This window comes from Streptomyces sp. NBC_01450 (genome assembly GCF_036227505.1).
Lineage (GTDB): Bacteria > Actinomycetota > Actinomycetes > Streptomycetales > Streptomycetaceae > Streptomyces.
Genome location: NZ_CP109480.1, coordinates 1,966,525 through 1,990,419, shown reverse-complemented (window position 1 = coordinate 1,990,419; position 23,895 = coordinate 1,966,525). Strand labels below are relative to the sequence as shown.

The 23,895-nt window shown below is 67.8% G+C and carries 18 protein-coding genes and 4 pseudogenes; 10 read left to right on the top strand and 12 right to left on the bottom strand.

Features of this window, described 5'->3' with window-relative positions:
• Positions 1 to 25: 25 nt before the first annotated feature.
• Entirely contained in the window at positions 26 to 1,765 is a 1,740-nt protein-coding gene (locus OG568_RS09180; protein ID WP_329531058.1) for an AIPR family protein, read from the bottom strand.
• 160 nt (positions 1,766 to 1,925) lie between these two features.
• A pseudogene (locus OG568_RS09175) lies at positions 1,926 to 2,510 on the bottom strand (3'-5' exonuclease); the annotation flags it as partial.
• 47 nt (positions 2,511 to 2,557) lie between these two features.
• Here OG568_RS09175 and OG568_RS09170 point away from each other — a divergent pair.
• From OG568_RS09170 to OG568_RS09160, 3 genes and pseudogenes are all read left to right on the top strand, one after another.
• Positions 2,558 to 2,845 (top strand): annotated as a pseudogene (locus OG568_RS09170) (transposase); the annotation flags it as partial.
• A gap of 649 nt (positions 2,846 to 3,494) precedes the next feature.
• Positions 3,495 to 4,931 carry a group II intron reverse transcriptase/maturase gene (ltrA, locus tag OG568_RS09165; protein WP_329531056.1) on the top strand — a complete coding sequence of 479 codons (1,437 nt, stop codon included), beginning with the start codon at positions 3,495 to 3,497 and terminating at the stop codon, positions 4,929 to 4,931.
• A 30-nt stretch (positions 4,932 to 4,961) separates the two neighbouring features.
• Positions 4,962 to 6,017: an IS3 family transposase gene (locus OG568_RS09160; protein WP_329531055.1), complete on the top strand. Its 1,056-nt coding sequence runs from the start codon at positions 4,962 to 4,964 to the stop codon at positions 6,015 to 6,017.
• Positions 6,018 to 6,044: 27 nt separating this feature from the next.
• Here the strand turns inward: OG568_RS09160 and OG568_RS09155 are convergent.
• From OG568_RS09155 to OG568_RS09135, 5 genes and pseudogenes are all read right to left on the bottom strand, one after another.
• Positions 6,045 to 6,923 (bottom strand): annotated as a pseudogene (locus tag OG568_RS09155) (UvrD-helicase domain-containing protein); the annotation flags it as partial.
• 9 nt (positions 6,924 to 6,932) lie between these two features.
• Entirely contained in the window at positions 6,933 to 7,433 is a 501-nt protein-coding gene (locus OG568_RS09150; RefSeq protein WP_329531054.1) for a hypothetical protein, read from the bottom strand.
• Positions 7,412 to 7,837 carry a hypothetical protein gene (locus tag OG568_RS09145; RefSeq protein ID WP_329536661.1) on the bottom strand — a complete coding sequence of 142 codons (426 nt, stop codon included), beginning with the start codon at positions 7,835 to 7,837 and terminating at the stop codon, positions 7,412 to 7,414. Before OG568_RS09145 ends, OG568_RS09150 begins: the two co-directional genes overlap by 22 nt.
• A 93-nt stretch (positions 7,838 to 7,930) precedes the next feature.
• Positions 7,931 to 8,314, bottom strand: a pseudogene (locus tag OG568_RS09140) (DUF6083 domain-containing protein); the annotation flags it as partial.
• 157 nt (positions 8,315 to 8,471) lie between these two features.
• Positions 8,472 to 8,735: a helix-turn-helix transcriptional regulator gene (locus OG568_RS09135; RefSeq protein ID WP_329531053.1), complete on the bottom strand. Its 264-nt coding sequence runs from the start codon at positions 8,733 to 8,735 to the stop codon at positions 8,472 to 8,474.
• Between the two features lie 626 nt (positions 8,736 to 9,361).
• On the opposite strand from OG568_RS09135, the gene OG568_RS09130 reads away from it, so the two are divergent.
• Both OG568_RS09130 and OG568_RS09125 read left to right on the top strand, forming a co-directional pair.
• The gene (locus OG568_RS09130; protein WP_329531052.1) at positions 9,362 to 9,952 is read left to right on the top strand and encodes a hypothetical protein; all 591 of its coding nucleotides are present in this window, start codon (positions 9,362 to 9,364) and stop codon (positions 9,950 to 9,952) included.
• Between the two features lie 291 nt (positions 9,953 to 10,243).
• Complete coding sequence (locus OG568_RS09125) at positions 10,244 to 11,176, top strand: DinB/UmuC family translesion DNA polymerase (protein ID WP_329531051.1); 933 nt, start codon at positions 10,244 to 10,246, stop codon at positions 11,174 to 11,176.
• Between the two features lie 880 nt (positions 11,177 to 12,056).
• On the opposite strand, the gene OG568_RS09120 is transcribed toward OG568_RS09125, so the two are convergent.
• Positions 12,057 to 14,459, bottom strand: coding sequence for a glycoside hydrolase family 65 protein (locus tag OG568_RS09120; RefSeq protein WP_329531050.1), 2,403 nt, complete (start codon positions 14,457 to 14,459; stop codon positions 12,057 to 12,059).
• Positions 14,460 to 14,516: 57 nt separating this feature from the next.
• A complete protein-coding gene (locus OG568_RS09115; protein ID WP_329531049.1) occupies positions 14,517 to 15,392 on the bottom strand; it encodes a universal stress protein in 876 nt (291 codons plus the stop codon).
• Between the two features lie 201 nt (positions 15,393 to 15,593).
• Between OG568_RS09115 and OG568_RS09110 the strand changes: the two genes are divergently transcribed.
• Entirely contained in the window at positions 15,594 to 16,274 is a 681-nt protein-coding gene (locus OG568_RS09110; protein WP_329531048.1) for a CBS domain-containing protein, read from the top strand.
• Positions 16,275 to 16,583: 309 nt separating this feature from the next.
• Here the strand turns inward: OG568_RS09110 and OG568_RS09105 are convergent, their stop codons facing one another.
• Entirely contained in the window at positions 16,584 to 17,504 is a 921-nt protein-coding gene (locus OG568_RS09105) for a pyridoxamine 5'-phosphate oxidase family protein (protein WP_329531047.1), read from the bottom strand.
• A gap of 118 nt (positions 17,505 to 17,622) precedes the next feature.
• Between OG568_RS09105 and OG568_RS09100 the strand changes: the two genes are divergently transcribed.
• On the top strand, positions 17,623 to 18,297 hold the full coding sequence (locus OG568_RS09100) for a CBS domain-containing protein (RefSeq protein ID WP_181652381.1): 675 nt from the start codon (positions 17,623 to 17,625) through the stop codon (positions 18,295 to 18,297).
• 233 nt (positions 18,298 to 18,530) lie between these two features.
• Here OG568_RS09100 and OG568_RS09095 read toward each other — a convergent pair whose 3' ends face one another.
• Positions 18,531 to 19,136 carry an Rv1733c family protein gene (locus tag OG568_RS09095; RefSeq protein WP_443077595.1) on the bottom strand — a complete coding sequence of 202 codons (606 nt, stop codon included), beginning with the start codon at positions 19,134 to 19,136 and terminating at the stop codon, positions 18,531 to 18,533.
• Positions 19,137 to 19,288: 152 nt separating this feature from the next.
• The gene (locus OG568_RS09090) at positions 19,289 to 20,107 is read right to left on the bottom strand and encodes a universal stress protein (RefSeq protein WP_329531045.1); all 819 of its coding nucleotides are present in this window, start codon (positions 20,105 to 20,107) and stop codon (positions 19,289 to 19,291) included.
• Between the two features lie 198 nt (positions 20,108 to 20,305).
• Here OG568_RS09090 and OG568_RS09085 point away from each other — a divergent pair, with 198 nt between their 5' ends.
• The 3 genes from OG568_RS09085 to OG568_RS09075 all read left to right on the top strand — a co-directional run bounded on the left by OG568_RS09085 (position 20,306) and on the right by OG568_RS09075 (position 23,859).
• Positions 20,306 to 21,175 (top strand): universal stress protein, encoded by an 870-nt coding sequence (locus OG568_RS09085; RefSeq protein ID WP_329531044.1) that lies wholly within the window; start codon positions 20,306 to 20,308, stop codon positions 21,173 to 21,175.
• A 103-nt stretch (positions 21,176 to 21,278) separates the two neighbouring features.
• Positions 21,279 to 22,754, top strand: coding sequence for a bifunctional aminoglycoside phosphotransferase/ATP-binding protein (locus OG568_RS09080; RefSeq protein WP_329536310.1), 1,476 nt, complete (start codon positions 21,279 to 21,281; stop codon positions 22,752 to 22,754).
• Between the two features lie 76 nt (positions 22,755 to 22,830).
• Positions 22,831 to 23,859, top strand: a complete 1,029-nt coding sequence (locus tag OG568_RS09075) for an alcohol dehydrogenase catalytic domain-containing protein (protein WP_329536309.1) — start codon at positions 22,831 to 22,833, stop codon at positions 23,857 to 23,859.
• The last annotated feature ends 36 nt before the right edge of the window (positions 23,860 to 23,895 follow it).

Here is a 23,895-nt window from a genome sequence, read left to right as displayed (position 1 = left end):
CGACTTCGGCGTGCTCTGAGCCCGATTAACGTTCGATTTGATAACGGCTTTGAGAGACAACGGCCTGGCGGAGTTTGGCGGCGAATTCAGGTGCGCGGGCGATACGGTCGACACCGCCGGCTTTGCTTTGACGCAGGGCGCTCTTGAAATTCTGTTCCAGTGTGCCCGTCATGCGGGACATGAGGTCGTCGCTGAGATGGGCTAGATCGATGTTGAGCAAGTCCCGCGGGGTGGGCTGCCTCAGTCGAGTGAGTGTGTGGGCGGACATGGCTGCCAGGGGGTAGAGCCAGTTCTCCAGGGTTTCGCCCAGTAGCGGCCGGTCTTCGGCGTACCGGGTGAGGAAAGCTCGTAGCCGGGTGTGAACGTCGAGGCAGAGGCGGTAGATGTCCAGGTCGTGGCGGGAGGAGAAGATCTGGGTGTAGTGCTGGTCGTCCAAGAGCAGTGCGTCCGAGTGCCGCAGAGCGACGTGTGGTTCACGCTGGACGAAGGCCGTGAACTCCCGGGCCAGGCGGGTCATGCTGATGACCCGGTCGAGAGGGAAGCCGAGGTTGCGGTAGTAGCTGGCGCGGCGTTCGTAGTAGTAACCGCCGGCGTGGCCCAGGCTCTCCTCGATGTCTTTCTGGATGGCTTCGGTGGCTCGCAAGGCGCCTGCAGGGAGTTGCGTCTGGCTATTCGTGGCTCGGATGATGCGGTCGCGAGCGGTGCCGGACTCGGGTGCGACCACGATCTTGACCAGAAGGGAGCGGTCGCGGTGCTGGCCGCCATTCTGGAAGTAGCTGTAGATCTCATGGCTGGTCTGCAGCCCGTTGACGATCTGCGGCTCTTTGACAACGATCCGTTTGCCTGCGATCTGGGCAGCGTCCGCGACCACGGTGACACCGTTGTTGAACCACCAGAAATCCTCGCCCGTGCCGGACTTGAGTGTCTCGCCGATGGCGTTGTTCACCGCAGTGGACCCGGCGTAGTCACGCACGTTCGATTCGAATAGCTCCAATCGCAAAGCTTCGTTGTCGGAGGTGATGAAGCGGTAGTACTCGTCCAGGCGGGCCAGGCACACGTACCCTTCACCGAGTGAGGTGCTCATCGGGGTTTCGGTGAATACCAACTGTGCGACCGCCTTGGCTCCTCGGGCGGTACGTTCACGTAGATCAGCAGCGTTCAGATACTCTAGATCTGCCTTGGTGTCCGAAGTGATCTTCGCGAGCTCTCGTCGCAGCCGGTCTCCCTTGGCCTTCACGTTGGGGTGCGGCGTCTCGGCGGCCTTGTTGGCGTAGATCACCTTGATGCGGACCTGCGGGAACGACGACGCCAGCTCCTCGAGGATGTGCAGGAAGCGCCGTGTTCGGTCCAGGAGCTTGGCATTCGTGTGCGGGGCCAAGTCCTCTTCGTCCCGGCTCATGTCCAGCAGTGTCGGCAGATGGAAGTGCAGCTTCTCGACCACCGTCTCCTGGTAGCCCGCTGAGGTCTTGGCCTGCAGGATCACCAACTCGATCTTGCCGGCGCGCGCGGGCAGGAATTGATGGGCATCAGCGGTGACGTAGCGCTCGTCGACGAAGGTCCAGATGCCGTCGATGCCGCAGTCGTGAGCCCCGTCCACGATGCCGTCCATGATTTCGTCGTTGTCGAGGTCCCAGTCCTGCAGGGCCTTGTCGGCAGCGAAGAACGTGAAGAAGTCATCCCGGCTCTTGTCCGGCGCCAACTTCCGGTGCTGGTCCTCCAGGATGCGATCGAGTAGCCGCTGGTCGTTGTTCTGCGCGGACGTCATACAGCACCACCCCCCACCAAGGTGTCAAACCCGGACAACGATGCTGGCAGGCTCGTGATGCTGTGAACACCCCGCGTACTGAGGAGAATTGCGGAAAGACGCTGGTGCATCGAGTCGGTGACGCTCCCTGAGGCGGCGAGCGCGGCCGGGGGATGGTCAATCAGGTGCCCAGGTGGCCATCGATCCAGGACAGTCCGCCAAGGTCGAGCCGGCGACGCGCCCGGGTGACCGCGACGTAAGCTAGCCGGGCGTCGGTGTCGTTGACGGGTTCTGGGATGAGACGGCCCTCGGCGTCCTGCTCATCGGTGTTTTTGGGCGGTGGGAAGTCGTCCGCGATCCGCACGGAGGGCCATTCGCGACCCTTGGCCTTGTGAGTCGTGGATACGGTGACGTCGGCGCGGTCCTCGTCTGTGAGTTCGTCCACCGCGGCGAGGATGGCATCAGGGCCGTGTGTGTCGACAAGGTCGACGAAAGGCTGAAGATCGCGGCCAGCGGGGTCGTACACCGCATAGTCCTGTACCTCGCCCCAGGAGGCGAAAAGGACGAGCTCGGGGTGGCTGGTGCGCCGGCCTTCTTTGAGATCCCGAGCAGCGAGCGCCAGTGCCGCCAGGGTGCTTCCTCCGCGGGCCAGCGCTACGCGGCGGCCCGTGGCAAGGAGACGCATGACCTCGGCCATGGCGCCGACGTTGGTTCGGCACAGCACCGCGTCGGGGGTAGCGATGGCTCCAACCTCGGTGGGAATTGAAGCGCCCCGGTTCGAATGGAGACTCGATTTCGTGAAAGGATCGAGTCATGGCACGACCTTCCCGTTACCCGCTTGAGCTCCGCCGTCGTGCGGTGCGCATGGTCGCCGAGGTAGGCGACGACTACCCGAACGAGACGGCCGCCCTGCAGGCGGTGGCCGAGAAGCTCGGCATCGGCTCGCGCGAGACGCTGCGGAACTGGGTGAAGCAGCACGCGATCGACGCGGGGACACGTCCGGGGACGACGACGGAGGAGTCCGCCCAGCTCAAGGCGTTGAAGAAGGAGAACGCCGAACTCAAGCGGGCCAACGAGATCCTGAAGGCCGCGGCGAGTTTCTTCGCGGCCGAGCTGTGCGCCACGAGGCGCGATGTTGATCGAGAGGTGGTGAAAGGCCACTTCCGTCAGGTCGTCGTAGCGGCCTGATCGAAGCTTGGGGGCAGCCTGATCCGGGGAACGCCGGTGAGGGTGGCAAGCGGCCCCGACGAAGGCGGGACGTGCCGGAACTACCAGACGGTGCGGGTCTGTTCAGCGAGGTCAGAAGGTGTAGCGAGAGCGAACCAGTGGTTGAAGCTCCGTAACAGCGAAGCCGGGTCAAATCTGGTGGATATGGGCCGGTGTGCAGTGCGTGGAACTCTGCTTTGCGGCGGGGGCCCAACTCCGAAGCCGTGTAGCTCTGACGGTGGGGAGGCCACGTTGAAGGTCTGCGGCGTAAGCGTGGCGATGCTGCCGGAGTAGAGCTGGGCGCCTCCCTGACCGATCGATCACATGGTGAACGTGGGAACCATCCGCGGTCGCCCTCCCGCCGGGCAGCCGGTCCGGTGGTGGGCAGGTCCGTTGCCGATTGAGGGCCGTGGGATGGGGCGGAGGCCCCGTAGTAGTCGCGGGCGTGACGACCCGCCGTGGAGGCCGTGAAAGACGGCCGCAGGGCGAAGGGGGCCAGCAAGTCAGCAGTTGAGGTTGCTGGAAGGCCGGGAGGTTTTCGCTGGTGAATACCGACGAACTGGAGCGCGCCTTATTTATGGCGGAGCGACGGGTACTGAATATCCAGACCAAGCTGCACCGTTGGGCCCGTGATGATTCTCATCGCAGGTTCGACGACCTCTACAACCTTGTTGCCGATCCCGGTTTCCTTCTGGTGGCCTGGGATCGGGTGCGGGGTAACAAGGGTGCCCGCACGGCCGGAGTGGACGGTCGCACGGCCCGTTCCGTCGAGGCCGGGCAGGGCGTCGAGGAGTTTCTCGACGAACTGCGGTCGCATGTGAAGGACCGTAGTTTCCGCCCGCTTCCAGTGCTGGAACGCATGATCCCGAAGGCCGGCGGGAAACTGCGCCGCTTGGGGATCGCGACCATCACCGACCGGGTGGTCCAGGCATCCTTGAAGCTGGTGTTGGAGCCAATTTTCGAGGCGGATTTCCTCTCGTGCTCCTACGGGTTTCGCCCGAATCGCCGGGCTCATGACGCGGTAGCCGAGGTGCACTATCTAGCTTCGCGGCCACGCAACTATGAGTGGATCGTGGAGGGTGACATCACGGCCTGCTTCGACGAAATTTCACATTCGGCCCTGATGGACCGGGTGCGGCGTCGAGTCGGAGACAAACGCGTCCTGGATCTGGTTAAGGCTTTCCTCAAGGCGGGCATCCTCGGTGAGGATCGTCTGCTGCGGGAGACGACTGCCGGAACCCCACAAGGGTCGATTCTCTCGCCCTTGCTCAGCAATGTGGCTCTTTCAGTCCTGGACGAGTACATCGCTCAGGCGCCGGGAGGCCCTGCTGCTGGGCAGCGGGAACGGAACAGACGGCACCGTCACGGTCTTCCCACCTATCGCCTTGTGCGGTATGCGGACGACTGGTGCCTGATGGTGTTCGGCTCCCGAACGGATGCCGAAGTTCTGCGTGAGGAGATCACAGAGGTCTTGTCCTTGATGGGCTTGCGCCTGTCTCCGGAGAAGACCCTGATCACCCATATCGAGGAAGGGCTGGATTTTCTCGGGTGGCACCTCCAGCGCCACCGCAAGAGAGGCACCAGCCAGCGCTACGTCTATACCTATCCCGCGAAGAGGGCCGTTCAGGCTGTGAAGCGGAAGGTCAAGATGCTGTGCCGAGAGGTCGAAGTGAACCAGCCGCTGGACGACCTGCTGCGTCGGATGAATATGGCGTTGCGGGGCTGGTGTGCTTACTTCCGGCCCGGGGTGTCCTCCGCGACTTTCGCCTATCTGAGCTACTACACGTGGCAGACGGTATGGCGATGGATGCGGCGCAAACATCGCCGGTCCACCTGGAAGGATCTCCGCAACCGCTATTGCGGCGGCGGATGGTGGCCCGCCAGTGAGAACAGAGAGCTGTTCGACCCCGAGAAGGTAGGAACGACCCGCTACCGATATCGAGGTTCTATTATTCCAGCTCCCTGGCCCATCGCGGGATGAGGATGTCCAACACGCGGTCCATTTCGGGGCTTGTGGAGAGCCCGGTGCATTGAGAGGTGCCCGCCGGGTTCGGGAAGCGGTCCGGGGAAACGGTCCGGTCGAAAGGCCGGAACCGCGCCCCGGGCCGACTTTCACCGACCGGCCACACACACGCTCGTAGCGTTCATCGACGAGCACCGGGACCGCTTCGGCGGCGTCGAGCCGATCTGCAGGACGCTCACCGAGCACGACTGCAGGATCGCCCCTTCTACCTACTACGCCCACCACAAACGTCGGAGCACGCCCTCGGCCAGGACCGTGCGGGATGTCGAACTGAAGAAACAGATCAGCCAGGTCTTCGAGGCCAACTACCACGTCTACGGGGCGAGGAAGATCTGGCGTGAGCTGAACCGGCAGGGCCGCCGCGTGGCCCGCTGCACCGTCGAACGCCTGATGCGCGAACTCGGCATCGCTGGGGCGGTCCGTGGTAAACGCGTAATCACCACGCTGCCCGGCGGGCAGGCCGAACGGGCGCCGGACCTGCTGGACCGCGACTTCGTCGCTGCCGCCCCGAACCGCTGCTGGGTCGCGGACTTCACCCACGTGAAGACCTGGGCCGGTGTCGTCTACGTCGCCTTCGTCGTGGACACGTTCTCCCGCCGGATCGTCGGCTGGTCCGCGGCCACCGTGAAGGAAACGGTCTTCGTCCTGGACGCCCTTGAGATGGCCGTGTGGCAACGTGACCGCGACCAACACCCAGTTCAGCCAGGCGAGTTGATCCACCACTCGGATGCCGGGTCGCAATATACGAGTTTCCGGCTCGCCGAGCATCTGGACGCCGCCGGCATCGCCGCCTCGATCGGATCGGTCGGCGACGCCTACGACAATGCCCTGATGGAGAGCACGATCGGCCTGTACAAGACCGAGCTGATCAAGCCCCAACGGCCCTGGAAGTCGCTCTCCCAGGTCGAGTTGGCCACCGCAGAGTGGGTCGACTGGTACAACCACCGCCGACTCCACGGTGAGATAGGGCACGTTCCGCCCGTTGAGTACGAAGCCAACCACTACATGGAATCCACGAAACCCCAGGTCACAACCATAATCTGAGATCTCTATCGAACCCGGGGCGATTCAAATCGTCTCGCTTCCGGTAAGACGGATGGGTGCCTCGGCAAGTTCGAGCCAGCGGTTGGCCTGTTCGGCGAGGAGAGGACCGAAGCGGAAGGAGCGGGTGAGAGTGAGAGCGGGGGCGTCGAAGTCGGTCATCACATCGCGGGCGCCGCGCCACCCGTAGATGGCCTGGGCGGAGTCGCCGACCATGACGAGTTGGGCGTGGTCGCGCTGGGCTTTGAAGACCTGTTCCAGGACGGGGTTGGTGTCCTGGGCCTCGTCGAGGAAGAGGAAGTCTGCTTCGATCTTGGGCTGGGTCAGAGCCCACATCTTCAGGTAGTGATCGTGCTCGAAGCGGACCACACCGTGGTCGGGGTTTTGCAGGTCCGCCCAGGCCTTGACTGCGAACGGCATTACGGCGTCGGCTAGTTGGGCGTGCTCAGCCGGTTTTGTGAGGAGGCGAAGACGCGGCACATGGTGGCAGGCCAGGGTGCGATCGGCGGAGTAGCAGAAGCGGGTAACGGCACGGAGCGCTGTGTGGGAGAGCGTCCTGTGGCTGATGTCGTGGTCGCCGATGCGAATGGGCCGGGTGATACCGAGGGCCTGGCCGGTCTTCCAGGCCGGTTGCCGGGGGCTGTTGAGCCGTCCGGCGTAGCGGCGGCCGAGTGCCGCGTACGCGGTGGCGTGTGCCGTCTTGCACGTGACCGTGCGGGGGAAGCGTGTGACGGCGTCGCTGGCGATGTCCTTGTTGAAGGCGATATATCGGCCACGTCGGTTGGTGCTGGCGGCGAGCATCGCAAGTGTCGTGGTCTTGCCGGTGCCGGCTCCCGCTTGCAGGACGAGGTGGTGTCCTGCTCGGAAGGCGTCGGCGGCCTGAACTTGCTCGGCGGTCGGGGCGGGCACGAAGGCTCCTCAGGAAGCAGTGGAGGAGGACTCGCCGCCCGGCAAGCGGCGATGTTGGCTGATAGCGCTCGCCGCACAGAGCAGCAGTTCTTCCGGGGTACGTTGCATCAGCAGCTCTTCCAGTCGGGTCGTCAGGTGGTGGGCTTGCTCCTGTTGGTGCTGGGTGACGGCAGCGGTCACGGTGTGACGGACGAAGTCCCGGGGGCGCTGTCCGCGGACGGCCGCGGCCTGTCGGATGGCCGTATGGGCGGTCTGGCCGAGAGCGAAGTTCAGCAGGACGCAGCCCTGCTGATCCGGGTAGTGGCTGGTGAGGACATCGATGGGCAGCACCTCGTCGAGCCGGTGCCGAAGTACGCGCAGTGCGCGTCCGGGATTCTTCGCGCGCTGCAGAGTCAGCAGTCGGGTCTGGCCGACGTTGCTGGCCAGTGGCAGTACTCGGCCTGCGCGGCGCAGCTCACCGTGGGTGGCGGGCCGGGTCAGGATGATTTCTACCGCGTGGTGCGGGGACATGACTGCGTCGCCTTCCTGTTCAGGTTGGCCTGCCCCTGGCGCCGGGTGAGTGCCGGGAGACGGGTGTGGATGTGCTCGTGGTGGATGAGCGGATCGAAAGGCTCCCACTCGGTCACGGCCACATCGGCCGCCGTGGAACTGGCGGCATGATCCGGACAGCGTTGAGCTCTCCAACGCAGCTGTTCTGCGTAAGGCAGATGGGTAAGCCCGTAGACGGCCATGACCGCGCCAGGCAAAGAGAGCTGGCCACGCGTTGCGCTGGCGGGAAGAAGAGTCCAGATGCCTGCCGGGGTTTCAGGGGTGAGCAGCGGACTTGTACAGCGGTTGCGGCGTCGGGTTTGGGCGACGCACTGGATCTCTTCCACCGTGCGGCAGGCGAGGTAGCGGATGTAGAGGAGTTGCACGACAGGACGGGCCGGCCGACAAGTAGTCGGCGGTGAGGCTTCGGCGTTCGGCAGAGCGGCGGGAGGGACGAACGCCCCGCTGTCGATCAGGCGGCGGGTGTTGACCGCCAGAGCCCGGCGCAGTGCTTTGAGTTCGGGTGCGGCTGGAAGGGCGTCGCGGGCAGGGCACAGCACGGTATGCGGCAGGCGGCACCAGGCTCTGCCGTCACCCGCTGGATGAGCGACACCGCCGCTGACGTGCCACTGACATGTAGCGGGCACCGACTCCGTCGGCAGTTCTTGAGGATGCAGGCGGACGGGTCGCTCCCCCATGCGCTGGTACCACTCGATTCGATTGCCGCAATCCCGGCAGCGGTCATTCTGACCGCATCGCAACAGACGACTGGCGCTGTCGCTGCTTACGCGCAGGGAACGCCTTGCAGGGACGTGGGCGAGACTGCCGTCCCAACGTCGTGGAGAAGTGGGTGTGGAACACATGAGGGCGAACCTGCCAGGCAACACGCCGCTGAACCGGCGTCACGACCGAAGGTGTCCTCCGGACTGCCGTATCTGGTCAGACTGATTTGCGAGAGTGCGATCATGGGTTCGCGTCGGGTCACCGTTTCGGGCGGTTGGTGAAGCCGTCCAGGATCGGTCAGTCGCCGGCTTTTTCAGGCGGCTCATGTCCGTTGCACAAGGTGGCGAAGAGCTCGTCGAGCGGGGTACTCAAAGCGTGCGCGAGGGCGTGCCAGGTCTTCAGAGTCCCGATCGTGCGGCCCTGCTCGATCTCGATGAGAGTCCGCCTGCCGAGGCCGCTGCGGGCAGCCAGCTGGTCATAACTCCATCCGCGGGCCGCCCGCAGGCGCGTGAGCTCCAGGCGAAGTGCCTCGAAGTCCGGATCGGGCGGAAAGATCGTCACTCGACCATCCGACGGTGCAGAGCCCTGCCCTGTCAGTGCAGACCTCTGCCCTATTTCCCCAGGTGGTGGCGCGAGCGTGAGGGCAGAGGTCTGCACTACCGTGTGCCGCCGCCGCTCTCTGGCGGGCAGACGACGACGCGGGTTGAACGGGAGGAGCTCGCCCTATGAGGCTTTGCACAACGCGCCCGACAGCGCGACGCGCCTGGACTGTGGAGCTGAGGCCCGGTTCTGGCGGGCCTCAGCTGGTGTGTCAGCAGTGCGACTACCGGGACGCGCTGCTCGCTGCCGTGTCCGCGCGCGCTGCGGCACTCGGGCATCTGGCTGGACATGCCCGACGCGACATCCTGCCGCCGTACATGCGCACCTGCCAGTGCCACGAGCGAGGCTGCCGTTGGCATCCGCGTCACCGGGGCTGCGCAGGTCCTATCCGGCTACTTCTTGCCCGCGAGCAGGGCGGACGGCGCTGGCGCCTTGCGGATGCATGCGCCGCCTGCGCATCGGCCACCGCGCAGGCCGCCGTGGTCCCGGAAACCTTCCTGCGTACGGACGTGACGCTGCCGGGCGGTACCGCATGTCGCCGCGGACGGCGCCCCAAAGGGCCCGGCAGTCAGATTCGGGTGCGGGAGATGCTCAGCTACCTGGCTGCAGCCCTCCCGAGTCACGCCGGCGCCGAAGCCCGGCTGCTCGCTGTGCAGTGCGCACTGCGCATGGACTCCGAGGGGCAGGTCCGCTTGCCGGCTGGGCTCCTTCGCGGCCTTCGCCTTGCTCGCGATCCGCTCCCGTGGAACGAACTGGAACAGGCGCGGTGGATCCGCCGAACGTCGACCGCCTCCGCTTCTGCCGACGGGGTGACGGTCGCTCGGATCCTCGACGCCACGGCATTTGCTCAGTGCCCGGCGCGTCCGGACCGCAGAAGCGCTGCTGACTGGGCGCTGCGCACGGCGTGTGCGGGTGCCGGCGATCCGTCTCTGCGGCTCGCCTTCCTCTGCCTCGCGGCACACGCGGATTCTTCGACCGGTCGCGGGTGTGTCGAGACGGACCGGATCGCGCATGAGTGCGGGCTTGCTCCGGCGGCGCTTGTCTCCATGCTCGACCGGCTGGAGACATCGCTCTCGTCGTGGAGCGTGGGTCTTGCCTCAGGGGATCTGCACTGGGAGATGCAGTCGAAGAGGGGTCAGGCCGACGGCCGAGCCGGCGTCATCTCGCGGTGTGGCTGACGCGACGAATCCCGAGGTCAGCCTCGTCGCGAGACGTATCAGGCTGGTGGCCAACTGTTGCTCCTCTGCCTGCTGCGAGCCGCTGAAGAGCGGCGGTTCAATGCGGGTTGCGAGGGTCGTGTCTCCCAACTTCGCTGCCCAGCAGGGGAAGCGGAGTTGGGGTGCCTTGCAGCCGCCGTTCGCCTAGCCGAAGAATCGCTGCTGTGCTCGAATCTGAGTCGCCGACCAGGGTTCATGGGGTTAGAGTAATCGAACGCAGGTTTGATGAACGTATCGGATGTCATCGAACTGATGTCTGGTATCACGCTCCATGTCCAGGCTGTTCCGCCCGATGCCGTCCAGCTCGATCTGACGTCGGCGCTCCGGTACTTCGACCTGTCTCCCTATGACGTCGTGCAGTTGGCGAAGATGCGGCTGAAGGTGCTGTACGGCATCGACAGCAGTGCCGGGCTCGCGGGCAACCGCATGCTGGCGGCGATGGCGGCCGACGCGTCGGCACCGGGGGACACCACCCGGGTTCCCCTCGGACAAGCGGCCGACTGGCTGTATCCGCGGCCGGTCACCGCGCTGCCCGGGATCGGCCACGCCGCGGCGGAAACGCTCCGCAGGTACGGGCTGCACATCATCGGCCGGGTCGTCGACCTGCCCGCCGGGACCCCGCAGCGCCTTCTCGGGGCGGGTCCCGCCCGGCTGCTGGCCGAGCGCGCCCGCGGGCCCGATCCCCGCCCTGTCGCCCCGGCGGAACCGGCGGCGCACATGGCCGCCGACCTCGTCCTGGAGCGGGACTGCCTCGACCCGGCGCAGCAGCACCGGGCCGTCCTCGGGCTTGCCGACCGGCTCGGCCAACGCCTGCGTGTCGAACAGCGGATCGCCGGCCGGATCACCCTCACGGTGAGATACGCCGACCGCAGCTCCGCCACGCGTACGCGCACACTGCCGGGAGTCCACCGACCACTCACCCGCCCTCGCCGCGGCCGCCCTGGGCCTGCTGGCCGTCCTCGGCCTGCAGCGCGCGAGAGTCCGCGCCTTCGTGGTCCACGCCGACGACCTGCTGTCGGCCGACCGTGCCCCTCGCCAGCTCTCCCTGGATCCCGGCGACGCCCGGGCCCGCGCCGCCGAAGCAGCCGCCGACCGTGCCCGTCGACGCTTCGGGACGGAAGCCGCACGCCCAGCCGCTCAGGCCGACTGATCGCTGCTGCCGAGAACCACGAGTACACGGTCTGATTCCCTGTTGACTGTATTTACGCAGGTCAGGCCCGGTATTCGAAAGTCGGTAGGTGCGTGGGGTCGAATCGGGGGCGAATCAATATTGCGGATTACTCGGCAGATTGTGCCGCCGGTACGCGCTTTTCGGTTGAGCAAGGGGTCATGCCAGGGGCGGGGTGCCAGCCTGCCAGCAGGTTCTTGGTCTGCTGGTGGTACCGCGGGGTTGTGCCCTATAGCCTGCACGGACAATGTGCGTGGGGGCTCTTCATAACGCCCTGGCCCGTGACTGGTCCGGATCTTGGACTCGGCATGACTGTGGAGGGATACCGGCGAAGCCGAGGTCGTCAGGAGCCACGCAGCGGTGCCAGGGCAACCTCGCCGAACGTCCGTTGGCCATGAATGGTCAGGGGCCCCAGGCAGGAGGGGCGCATCAGAGTCAAGAGCTCCCCGTTGCGGAGCCCCTCACGGCGTGTTCGGTAGCTTCGCCTGGCGCGGCCAACCGATGCCGCTGGTCATCGGACGCACCCTCTCGTGAGTACCAGCGCCTTCGGCTGTCGTTATGGAGAGCGCCCCACAAGCCCCCACTGTGCTGTCGCAATCACCTTGGCGGGATGCGAACTCCTGGCACAGGCTACGACGAAGGGTGCGGTGGCAGCCCACCCCGTTCGCGGCCGCCGCCAGCAATGCTGCCTGCCGATGAAGGTCCGGACGGTCGGCGGGCCGCGCAGATGGTCTCGACGAAATGGTCCACCTGTGCCTCGGGCAGGTGACGTGCGAGGTTCGCCTCGCTAATCATGTCGGCGAGGCGATGGCCGTCGATCAGCCCCGTTTTCGAAGCCCGGGTCACAACTGACGGATCCGGAGGTAGCGCGGGGCCCGGCAGGTCCGTCCGCGCGGATCAACTCTCCGCCAGCGCGAGCGTGCACGTCTCCCCAGGCGCGATGGTTACGGCGCGGTCGGCCAGCACCACGCGGATCGGTTTCTCCTCCGAGTCGGGCACATCGATCTCCAACTGCCCGCCACGACGCCGTACGCCGACACCCCAGTGACCGCGGTAGCGCAGCGAGAACCCGTACTCGGAGAGCGAGGGAAGAGGCACCGGGTCCAGCCACAGGGCGTCCTCGCGCGTCTCCAGTCCCGTCAGGCCGCGCTGGACCAGGTCGAGGGTCCCGGCCATGGCCCCGAGATGGATGCCTTCGCCGGTCGTTCCGCCCTGGATATCGGCTATGTCCCCTTCCAGGGCCTCCTGGACGTACTGCCATGCCTCGGCTCGTCTGGCCCTGGCGAGGACCAGGCCGTGGACGAGTCCGCTGAGAGTGGAGCCGTGGCTGGTGCGCTGCAGGTAGTAGTCGACGGTTCTGCGCCAGACCTCGTCGTCCAGGTCGTACCCGAGACGCAGGAACAGCTGCCGCAGCTCGGTGGGCGAGAAGAGGTAGTCGAGCATGAGGACATCGGCTTGCTTGGACGCTTTGTAGCGATTGACCGTGTCGCCCTCGGCCTCGAGGATCCGGTCCAGCCGCCGAATGCTGCCGTAGCGCGTGCGGTAGGCGTCCCAGTCGAGCTCGGCAAGGTCGTCGTAGCCCTCGAACTGGCTGATGACGCCCTGGTGGAACGGCACCCGCAACCGACGGGAGATCTCGTCCCACTTGGTGAGCTCGCTGCCATCCAGCCGGACGCGTTCGAACAGTTCCTCGCGGCGCCACGCGGGAAGGCGCCGCAGCAGGTCCAAGGTGCGGGTGAGGACCCAGGCGGCGGTCACGTTGGTGTACGCGTTGTCGTCCAGCCCCGGCAGGGTGGCACCCGGGTAGCTGTCGTGGTACTCGTCGGGGCCGACGACACCGCGGATCCGGTAGCGTCCGAGGTCGGGGGCGAAGACGGCGAGGTCCGTCCAGAAGCGGGCGATCTGCACCAGCATCTCCGCGCCCTTGGTGTGCAGGTACTCCGTGTCGCCGGTGGCCTCGCAGTACTGCCACACGTTGTAGGCGATCGCCGAGCCCACGTGGTGCTGGAGCCGGGAGTGGTCGGGCAGCCAGTGCCCCGAGTGGGGGTTGAGATGCCACTCCTGGGTCTCCTCGCGGCCGTCGCTGCCGCTCTGCCAGGGGTACATCGCCCCGGCCCGGCCGATCGCGGCTGCTGCCCGGCAGGCCCGCGGGAGGCGCCGGTAGCGGTAGTTCAGCAACCCAAGGGAGACCTCCGGGAAGTGCAGGTTGAGATACGGCAGGACGAAGAGCTCGTCCCAGAAGACATGACCGCGATACGCCTCGCCGTGCAGCCCCCGCGCGGGGACGCCCACGTCCAGGTCCGCGGTGTGTGGTGACAGCGTCTGCAGGACGTGGAAGAGGTGGAAGCGCAGGATGCGACCGGCTTCGCCGGGTACCTGGATGTCCGCGCGCCGCCACAACCGCTCCCACGCGGCGACATGAGAGTCCAGCAGGCCGGGAAAGTCCGCCGCTGTGGACAGCCGGTCGACTGCTTCGCCGAGCGGGTCGCTGATTGCGGTGTCCCGCGAGGTGTGCAGCGCCACCGTCTTCTCCACAGTGACGGGCTGACGGGGAGCGATCGGGACCACCAGGCGGTGGACGGCGCGGTGGCGGCCCGGACGAAGCTCCGATGAGACCGGGGCCAGGTCGGCTACGACCGTCGTTCGGGCGGCCATGGCGACAGCAATGTCCGACGTGCTGGTCCGGCAGCTCAGCCAGACCGTGTGGGGCTCGTCTGCCCCAGTCCGCACCTGGGTCACATGGCGGCGATTGAGGGCGCGGTAACGGTGCACATTGCCGTTGATCACCTCTCCGTCGAGACAGGACTCGATCTCGACCTCTCCCGACCAGTCATCGGCAGTGAAGACCGTCCGCAGCGCGGCCAGGTGAGGATCCCCCATGTGCACCAGGCGGGTCTGCTCGACGCCGAGCATGCCTGCCTCGTCGCCCCGGTGGTGGAAGGCACGGGTGAGCGTGGCGCGGCGCAGATCCAGGGTGTGCTGGTGGTCCAGGAGAGTGTGTACGTCCGGGGAGAACCACGGGCCCCACGCTCCCTCGGTGCGGCGCAGACGGAACCGGAGAAGCAGCCAGTTCGGGAGGTTGACCAGGTCCTCGTTCACCACCTGCCGCCCCGCCACAGCCGCCTCCAGGCGGTTGTAGCACCCGGCCACGTAGGTTCCCGGGCAGTGGACCAGGCCCGCCCGGCACTCGGGCACCGCGCCCCGCGTGGCGAAGTAGCCGTTTCCGAGCGTGCACAGCGATTCACGCAACCGTTCGGCGGCGGGGTCGTAGCCCGTCCACTCCCATGTCCACTCCGACATCCGTCGCCCTCATCTCTCCTCCGGGGCCGCTGCAGGCCCAGGCCCGCAGCCCGGGCCTCAGACCGGCTGGGGGACGACGGCGACCGGGCACTCAGAGTGATGCAGCAGGGCGTGGGCGGTCCTGCCGAGCTGCAGCCCGAAGTGGCCGTGTCGGCGCACAGCGCCGACGACGATCAGGTCGGCCTGGGCGGATGCCTCCAACAGGACGCGGTGGGCGGGGCCTTCGACCGACTGGCGATGGACATCGACCTGGGGGTGTTCCCGCATGGTCTCGCGTAGTGCGTCGTCGAGGCTGGTCGAGGCCCGTTGCTCGCGCAACCGGGCGGCGTCGTCCGCGATCAGCATGTGGTCCACGGGCTCGTGGGACGGGCTGCGCCAGGCCCGCACGGCCATCAGGGCGCAGCCGCGCACCTCGGCCTCGCGGACGGCGAATCGTACGGCGCCCGCGCCGCCGGTCGGGTCTCCGACCCCCACCACGATCCGGCCAGGGGCTCCCTGGCGGTTGCGCTCCGCGCCACGGACCACGATGACCGGGCAGGCGGCGCGCGCCGCCACTGCGAGGCTGACCGACCCCAGGAGCAGTCCGGCGACCTCGCCACGCCCACGAGAGCCGGTGACCAGAGCGAACGCCTCGGGACCCGCACGTAGCAATACGGACACGGCATCGTCAGGGAATATCTCGCCCGATGTCTTCACCTCGGGATTGCGAAGCCGGGCTCGTTCCACGCAGGAAGCGATGATGTGCTGCGCCATGACCATTTCAGCAGGACGGTCAGTGGTGAAGGACGGTTGGGCTCCTTCGTAACGTTCCCAGAGGGAGGCGCGCAACAGACGCAGTGGCAGCCTGTGCCGAGCCGCTTCGTCCACCGCCCAGTCGACTGCCAGCAGACTGGAGTCCGATCCGTCGACGCCCACGACCAGCGGGAGTTCCATCGCCGTCACCGCCTTCTTCGTCCGGCTGCCGAAAGGCCCACCTGTGAATACCGTCGCACCGTCCGAGAGCCGCCGCGACATACCAACCAGGCCCGGAGCGGGCAGGCAGTCTTGGGCCGGATTGCGGCACGCCAGGCTGCGGCAATGCTGGAGGCGTACGGCCGAACCAACTCTCCGCCTCGCCCTTCAAGGACTCAGGACATGTCTGACGCTCCGCACATCGTGAGCGATGTGATGACCCTGCCGGTGGTGGCCGTCGGGCGCGACGCGCGGTTCAAGGAGATCGTGCGGGCCATGGAGCAGCGGCAGATCAGTGCCGTGCCGGTCGTGGAGGGCGAGGGGCGGGTGGTCGGCGTCGTCTCCGAGGCCGACTTGCTGCCCAAGGAGGAGTTCCGGGAATGCGGACTCACCCGCCACGATCGGATCCGTCGTCGGTCCGCCCTGGCCAAGGCTGAGGCGCTGACCGCTGAGGAGCTCATGAGCACGCCCGCTGCCACGGTTCGCCCCGACGTCACCTTGGCCCAGGCCGCCCAGATCATGGCCAAGAAGCACGTCAAGCGACTGCCCGTGGTCGATGACGAGGACAGGCTTTGCGGCATCGTCAGCCGAGGCGACCTGTTGAGGGTTTTCCTGCGCCCGGACGCGGACATCGAGGAGGAAGTTCGCCGCACCGTGGTGTCCTACCTGTTCCCCACGGTCAGTCACGCCATCCACGTGTCCGTGCGGGACGGGATCGTCACACTCCGCGGACGCGTCCACGACGCCTCGCTCATCTGGGTTGCCGAGCGCCTCGTCCGCGCTCTGGAGGGTGTGGTGGGCGTCGAGTCCCGGCTCAGCGGCGAGGATGCGCCCCGAATGGACCCGAGACCACGCAGTGAGTAGCGGCTCCTGTGCCGCTGGTGGATCACCGGATACAGCGCGTCGAGAGCGCTGTCGACGTTGTGTCGCCGATTAACCGCTCGCTCGCGAGCAGTGCCTGGCCAGCAGGGCCGAGCAGCGGCCGGGATTCCGGGTGCCGGCCTTCGTGGACCACGGCGACCCTCAGGTTCAACGGGGGTTGCCGTCGAGGTGAAGGCTGCGGATGTTGGGGTCGGAATGCGGTAGGGCGCGCTCGAAGTCAGCGTGTCGGCTTACCGGAGCCTCCCCTCTAGGGTCGGTGGAGGGGCCAGTACTTCACCAGCGCATCGGCGTCTACTGATCGGCCGGAGTGATGCGACGGCCCGTGAGGCTCGTGGGGCGGATCGAGACCCACATCTCGCGTTCGCCGCCGGGCCATGGCGTGGTGTGGGCGCGTTGGGTGAGACGGCGCACGGCGTCGGGCTCCGTCACGACGCTCGCGGGGCCGACGGCGAGCACGCTCCAGCCCTGGCTCAGAGCCTCGTCCACGTGGTCGACCTCGAAGGCGACTTCCGCTTCCACGGCAGCTGCGGCAACGGAGTCGGGCGCGGTCCGGAAAACGATGGCTTCATCGACGACCTCGTAGTTGACCGGTACGACCGCCGGGCGGCCGTCGGACGCCGATACTGCGACGCGCCCGACGCCGTGCGTGGAGAGCAGACTGCGGCATTCGTCCGGGCTGAGGTCCAGCAGCTGAGGGTTCAGCAGTGCGTGGCCTTGTCCGGGCGGGAGATCGATGCCTCCGCCGAGCAGAGCGGTGACCGTGGTACCCAGCGCGGCGGCCAGCCTGATGAGAGCCGCCATCGTGGGGTTGGCGGGCCGCTCCTCCAGGTATGCCAGGTAGTGGGGCGACATTCGGGCGCGGCGGGCTGTTTCCTCCCGGCTGAGCCCCTGTCTCCGGCGTTCGACGCCCACACGCCGGCCGATGTCGCCAGGACGGGCTGCATCGGTTGGTGGGGCAACCGCGGGCAGGGCCTCCGCCTCACCCGTGCCCTGCCGCGACTCGTGGGTGGTCCCGGGCTGTTCGTGCTCGAGATGGCGGATGTGCGCATCGGGCCCGGGGAAGACGAGCGTCACTTCGTCCGTGTCCGACCAGTGCACGTCGTAGGGAGGTGTTCCGTCCTCGTGGTGGAGCCCGACGATCTCGCCGTCACGCCTGGCGCCGCCCGTGGTCGGACTTTCGACGACGAGTTGGTCGCCGAGGTGAGCTCGCATGATCGCCGCCCTCTGCTCAGAATGGTGCTGTATCCAACCTGCCACGCGGGACACGCCGCCGCATGGGACGAGAGCCCCTGCTGTCCGCGAGGTGGGCGGCCCATATCCGGGAGGCGACATGCACCACCGAACGGTCGAAGAGCTCATGACCCGGGGCGTCGTCCGGGCCCGGCGTGACACGCCGTTCAAAGAGCTCGTCAAGCTGCTGGCGGAGAACGACGTCACCGCGGTGCCCGTGGTGGACGATCTGAACCGCCCCATGGGTCTGGTGTCCGAGGCCGACCTGCTGCGCAAGAGCGCAGACCAGGCCGATCCGTCAGGCAGGATCCCCGTTCCGCACCTGGAGGCCTGGGAGCGGGCCAAGGCCGAGGGTTCCCGCGCCGAGGAACTGATGTCGGCTCCCGCGGTCTGCGCACGTCCGGAGTGGAGCGTGGTCGAGGCTGCGCGCCTCATGGAGGCCCAGCACGTCAAGCGGCTGCCTGTGGTGGACGAGGCGGACCGGCTCCTGGGCATCGTCAGTCGTGGTGATCTGCTGCGGATCTTCCTGCGCCGTGACGACGCCATCCGCGACGAGATCGCCGCGGACGTGCTGCGCCGCACGATGAGACTCGGTCCCTCGGAGGTGACGGTCGAGGTGCGCGACGGGAGGGTCACCCTCGGCGGGTCCGTGGAGTTCCGGAGTCTGATCCCTGTCATCGAGCAGCTGTGCCGCGGCGTCGACGGCGTTGTCTCGGTCGCCGGCCACATCGCGTACCGGACGGATGACGCCAGCCCTTCCCCCACCGGCGCCTGACGAGGGCCGGCGGGCACGGGGGCCGGCAGTCGGCCTCCGACGTTGTACACGGGATCTGTCATGGATGATCCCTCTGGAATCCGCCGGGTTTCACATGGGCCATCCAGCGGGCTGACGGGTGCTCACCGGGGCCGCCCCCATGCCTTGGATGTCGTGCCCGGCGGCGTTCGGCGGGAGATCCTGCGCAGAAATCATCGACCGCAGTTCCTCGGCACCCCGTCCGGTCGTGCGCGTCACCGGCGGAAGCGCTCGGACCACAGCGGCTCCACCAGGTCCCATTCGACGTCCCACTGCGCGTACCTTTTCCGGTCCAACGCGAGGCGCATGGCTGCTCGTGCCGCGTAGAACCCGGCGACCGCACAGAGTGCCGCCATGCCACCCACGAACCAGCCGTTGCCCTTTGCGGTGACCGCGTTCATTGGTGCACCGGTGATGGCTCCGTCCCGGTCCACCCACACCCGCATGGTGGCGCCCTTGAGTGTTCCCGGTCCCACGAGGGTGCTTCCCGTGCGCACGATGCCGTTCCGCTCGGTCCAGCGGATCTGCGCCCGTTGCTTCGACACACGGTCGTCGCCTGGCACGTTCGACGTCACTCGGGCGGTGACCTCGTGTCGTTCCGCAGCCTGGGCCTGCACGGTGCGCATGGATGACTCGTACGCCGTCAGCCCCGCGCTGAGCGCGGCCACCGGCAGTCCGAGGGCGAGGAGGAGCATCAGTACACGGCGGAACCAGGATTCGAACCTGTCGGACGTACGCCTCAGAGGGTTCGCCCCACGTGGAGTGTTGCCTTTGCGCGGCCGGGGCGGACCGGATGCGGACGGCGAACCTTGTGCGCTCATGATGCGGCCTCCAGCACGTTGCTGGTCCGTTCCCCCCTCGTCCCACAATCGGCCGACAGTGGGCTTCGGTCACGGGGCCGAAAGTCCCTTCGGAAACGGCGTCCGGCCCCGAAGAGTCGGCCGTCGGCACGGTCCATCTCAGCCGGTGACGGTCATATTTGTGGTACGACCGCAGTGGGACACGGCGCGTGATGCAGTACCGCATGATTGATCAGACCCAGTTGCAGGCCCCGATGCACCAGCCGAGGGCGGGCGCCGACGATCAAAAGGTCCGCTCCTGACGCCGCTTCCAGCAGCGCCTGGCGTGCCGGTGCCTCGATCAGCCGCCGCTCGACCAGGACGTCGCGGTGCCGCTCCGCCGACCCGCGCAGGGCGTCGTCGAGCACCTGCGCCGGCGAGCGGAGGTGCGCCTCCAGGGGCCACGACGGGGCCTGAGGTGTGCTGAAATCACCAACCGGTGCGCTCCAGGCGTGCACTGCCACCAGCCGACAGCGCCGCACCTGGGCCTCGCGGAAAGCGAACCCCAGGGCCGTGCCGCTGCTCTTTTCGTCCTCGACTCCGACGACGACGCTTCCGAACCGGGCCTCCCGGTGCGTCACTGCGCCGCGGACCACGACGACCGGGCAGTCGGCTCGCGCAGCCACGGCGAGGCTGACCGACCCCAGGAGCAGTTCGTCGAGGTCTCCAAGCCCTCTGGACCCGAGAACCAATGCGAAGGCGTTGCGCCCCATGTCGATCAGGGCGGAGGCCGCGTCCTCATACGACACCTCGCTCGACAGCCGCACCGTGGGAGTGGCCTGCCTGGCCCGTTCCGAGGCAGTGGTGATCAGGCCCGACGCTTCGTGGCCCCCAGTCGCAGCGTGCAGGATGTGGAGCGGCACCCCGTGCCGGACCGCCTCGTCGGCGGCCCAGTCCACCGCCTCCAGGCTCGCCTCGGATCCGTCGACGCCGACCACCACGGGAATCGTCACCGCCCCTGTCTCCTCTCGTGCCGGATTCCACGCGTCCGGCCCCTCCTCCGCAGCTCCACATGCGCCGAGGAAGGGTTCGGGGTGATCCTCGAATGAGAGAACGCACCGCTCTCGGTATACAGGCGAGGTCCGGACCCTCCACCCGATCGGACTCGTCCACGGTCATTTCCAGCTTCTTACCAGACGGAGGCCGCCGCCATGCAACCAGCCGTCACCGTGGGCCTCGACGGCTCGCCCGAGAGCCTTGCCGCTGCCCGCTGGGCCGCCGACGAGGCCGAGAAGCGCAAGCTCACCCTGCGCCTGCTGCACGCGTGGCCGCTGCTGGCGCCGGAACCGAGCCGCGTCCCTGCGGAAGTCGATCAGAACTACTGGGCGAAGCGTCTCGTCCGCACCGCGCGGGCGGAGCTCCAGGCGCGCCATCCGGGCCTGTCCATCGTCGGGAACCTGGTTGCCGACGACGCTCAGAACGCCCTGCTCCAAGCGGCGTCGGAGTCGGAGATGACGGTGCTGGGTTCGCGTGGTCTGGATCCTGTCGAGAGCTACTTCCTGGGTGACGTCAGCATGCCCGTCGTAGCACGGGCCGAGCGGCCGGTGGTGCTGGTCCGCGCCGAACCCAGGGAGCAGGGACCGCCCCCGGCACCCGCCAGCCGTGTGGTCGTGGCCCTGAAACTGCACGGAACCTCCGATGCCCTGCTCGACTTCGCCTTCCACACCGCTGCGGCCAGGGGCGTTGCTCTCCTGGCCGTGCACGGCCGAAGCGTGCCGCTCCATGCCCGGGTGCCCTGGGGCGTGGACCACACCGTCACGGAAGAGATGACGCGGGATGCGCACAGGCAACTGAGGGAGGCGCTCCACCTGTGGCGAGAGAAGTACCCGCGGGTGGACGTGGCCGACAGCATCCGTCTCGAAAGCCCCGCCAAGGCGGTCGTACAGGCCGCCGAAGGTGCCGCACTGCTGGTCGTGGGCCGTCGCCGACACCGTGCTGGTCTGGCGCCCCACCTGGGTCCCGTGGCGCAGGCAGCCATCCATCACGGGCGCTGCCCCGTCGCCGTCGTTCCTCATGACTGAGTCCGGCCTCCGGGGGACACCGGGGCGTTCGATGCCTATGGCCGACGCGTCCGCGTTCCGGTCCAGTGTTCGGCACAACGGCGATCCGCTGCCGCGCGCAGGGGTGTGCGAGACCCACACCGCGATCTTGTTCTTCGTAGGCGACCGCGCCTACAAGCTCAAGAAACCGGTTGATCTGGAGTTCCTGGACTACACCACGGTGACAGCTCGCCAGGCCGCGTGCGAGCGCGAAGTCTCCCTCAACCGCCGGTTCGCCCCCGACGTCTATCTCGGGCTGGGCGAGTTCCGCAGTCCTGAGGCGGAGGCGCCTGAACCACTCGTGGTGATGCGCCGCATGCCGGATGACCGGCGCCTCTCCCACCTCGTACGAGAAGGGGCCGCCATCGACGACGTCCTGCGAGCCGTCGCCCGGCACCTCGCTGCCTGGCACGCGGACGCACCCCGCGGCCGCGACGTGGACGAGCAGGGCACCCGGGACGCCCTGTCATCGCGTTGGGAGGCCAGCTTCGTGCAGGTCCGAGCGCTGGCCGCCAACGGCTTCGTGCCCGACGGAGTGTCGGAGGTCGAGAGTCTCGCGCGCCGCTACCTCGCCGGTCGCAAGCGGTTGTTCGACTCCCGCATCGAGCAGGGGCGGGTGGTCGACGGCCACGGCGACCTGCTCGCCGAGGACATCTTCTGCCTCGAGGACGGTCCCCGCGTCCTGGACTGCCTGGAGTTCGACGATCAGCTCCGCTACGTCGACGGCCTGGACGACGCCGCCTTCCTTGCCATGGACCTGGAACAGCTGGGCGCCCCGCAGGCCGCAGCGTACTTCCTCGCCCAGTACGGCGAGTACTCCGGCGACCCCGCGCCCCCGTCCTTGTGGCACCACTACGTCGCCTACCGCGCGTTCGTGCGCGCCAAGGTCTCCTTGATCCAGGCCCGGCAGGGCGCCCCCGCTGCCGAGGCGGCGTCGCGGCGGCTGGCCTCGACGGCGCTGCGCCATCTGCGCACCTCCGCCGTGTGCCTCACCCTCGTCGGCGGACTGCCGGGCAGCGGGAAGTCCACCCTCTCCGGAGCGCTGGCCGACCGGCTGGGGGTCACACTGCTCAGCAGCGACCGCGTCCGCAAGGAGCTGGCCGGTATCCCCGCGGAGCAGTCCGCGGCGGCCGGCTACGGCGAGGGCCTGTACACGTCCGAGTGGAGGGCCAGGACCTATGCCGCCCTGCTCGATCGCACAGCCGCCTTGCTGTCCTCCGGCGAGTCCGTCGTCCTGGACGCCACATGGTCCGACGCGGCACAGCGCGAAGCGGCCCTGCGCATGACCGAACGCACCAGCGCCGACCTGGTCGCCCTGCACTGCCACGTGCCTGACGACGTGTCGGCGGCCCGCCTGAGCACGCGCGCCGCCGGCACATCCGACGCCAGCCCCGACATCGCCGCCGCCATGGCGACCAGAGAAGCGCCATGGCCCGAAGCCGTCCCGGTCGACACCAGTGGCCCGTTGGATTCCGCGGTCGCGCAGGCGCTGACGGCTGTACGCCCGTGGGGCACCGGCCAGGCCGCGGTCTTCCGCCGCCCCTACATGGAGCCGGACTGACGCGCACAGGTGGCCCTGTTGCCCGGCAGTCCTGCGGGGGTGACCGTGAAGGTGGGGGAGCGAGGAAGTGAGTACCGTGCGAGCGCTCGTCTACCACGGCCCGGCACATACCTCCTGGGACACCGTGCCGGACCCTGCGATCGAGGAGGCGACCGACGCGATCGTGCGCGTCGACGCCACCACCGTCTGCGGCACTGATCTGCACATCCTGCGGGGAGACCTCCCCGAGGTGAAGCCGGGGACCGTCCTCGGCCACGAGGCCGTCGGCGAGGTCCTGGAGGTCGGTGACGAAGTCCACCTCCTGCGCCCCGGCGATCAGGTGATCGTGTCGTCCGTCTCGGCATGCGGCCAATGCAGGGCGTGCCGTGACGCCATGTACGGACAGTGCGGCGGGGGTGGCGGATGGATCCTCGGGAGCCTGATCAACGGGACCCAGGCCGAGTTGGTACGGGTCCCCTTCGCCGACCACTCCACCATCCGACGCCCCTCCGACCTCCCGCTCAACGACGCGGTCCTCCTCGCCGAGTTTCTCCCGACCGCCTACGAGGTCGGGGTCCGGAACGGACATGTGGGCCCGGGAGACACGGTCGTCGTGGTGGGCGCGGGTCCCGTCGGCCTTGCCACGGTGGTTGTCGCTCGGCTCTATTCGCCCCGCCGGATCATTGTGGCGGACCTGGCCGGCGCCCGGCTGGAGACCGCCGCCCGGGTGGGGGCGGATCTCGCCGAATCGCCAGGGAAGATGATCGCCGACCTGTCCGAGGGACCGGGCGCCGACGTGGTTGTCGAGGCGTCGGGGGATCCGGACGGCTTCGTACTGTGCACGCGTGCTGTCCGCGCGGGAGGGCACATCGCCAACATCGGCGCGCACGGCCAACCGGTCACGCTGCATCTCGAATCCCTGTGGCGCAAGAACGTGACGATCAGCACCGGCCAGGTGGACACGTCCTCCACACCGTGGCTGCTCGATCTGATGAGGTTCGGACGCCTGCCCGTCTCTCCGCTGGTCACCCACACCTTCGGTCTCGACCGGATGGAAGAGGCCTACGAGGTGTTCGCACGAGGGCCTGCCACGGGAGCCCTCAAAGTCGTGCTGCGCCGTGAGTGAACCCGCCCGATCGACAGGAGTCCGAACGGGTCTGCC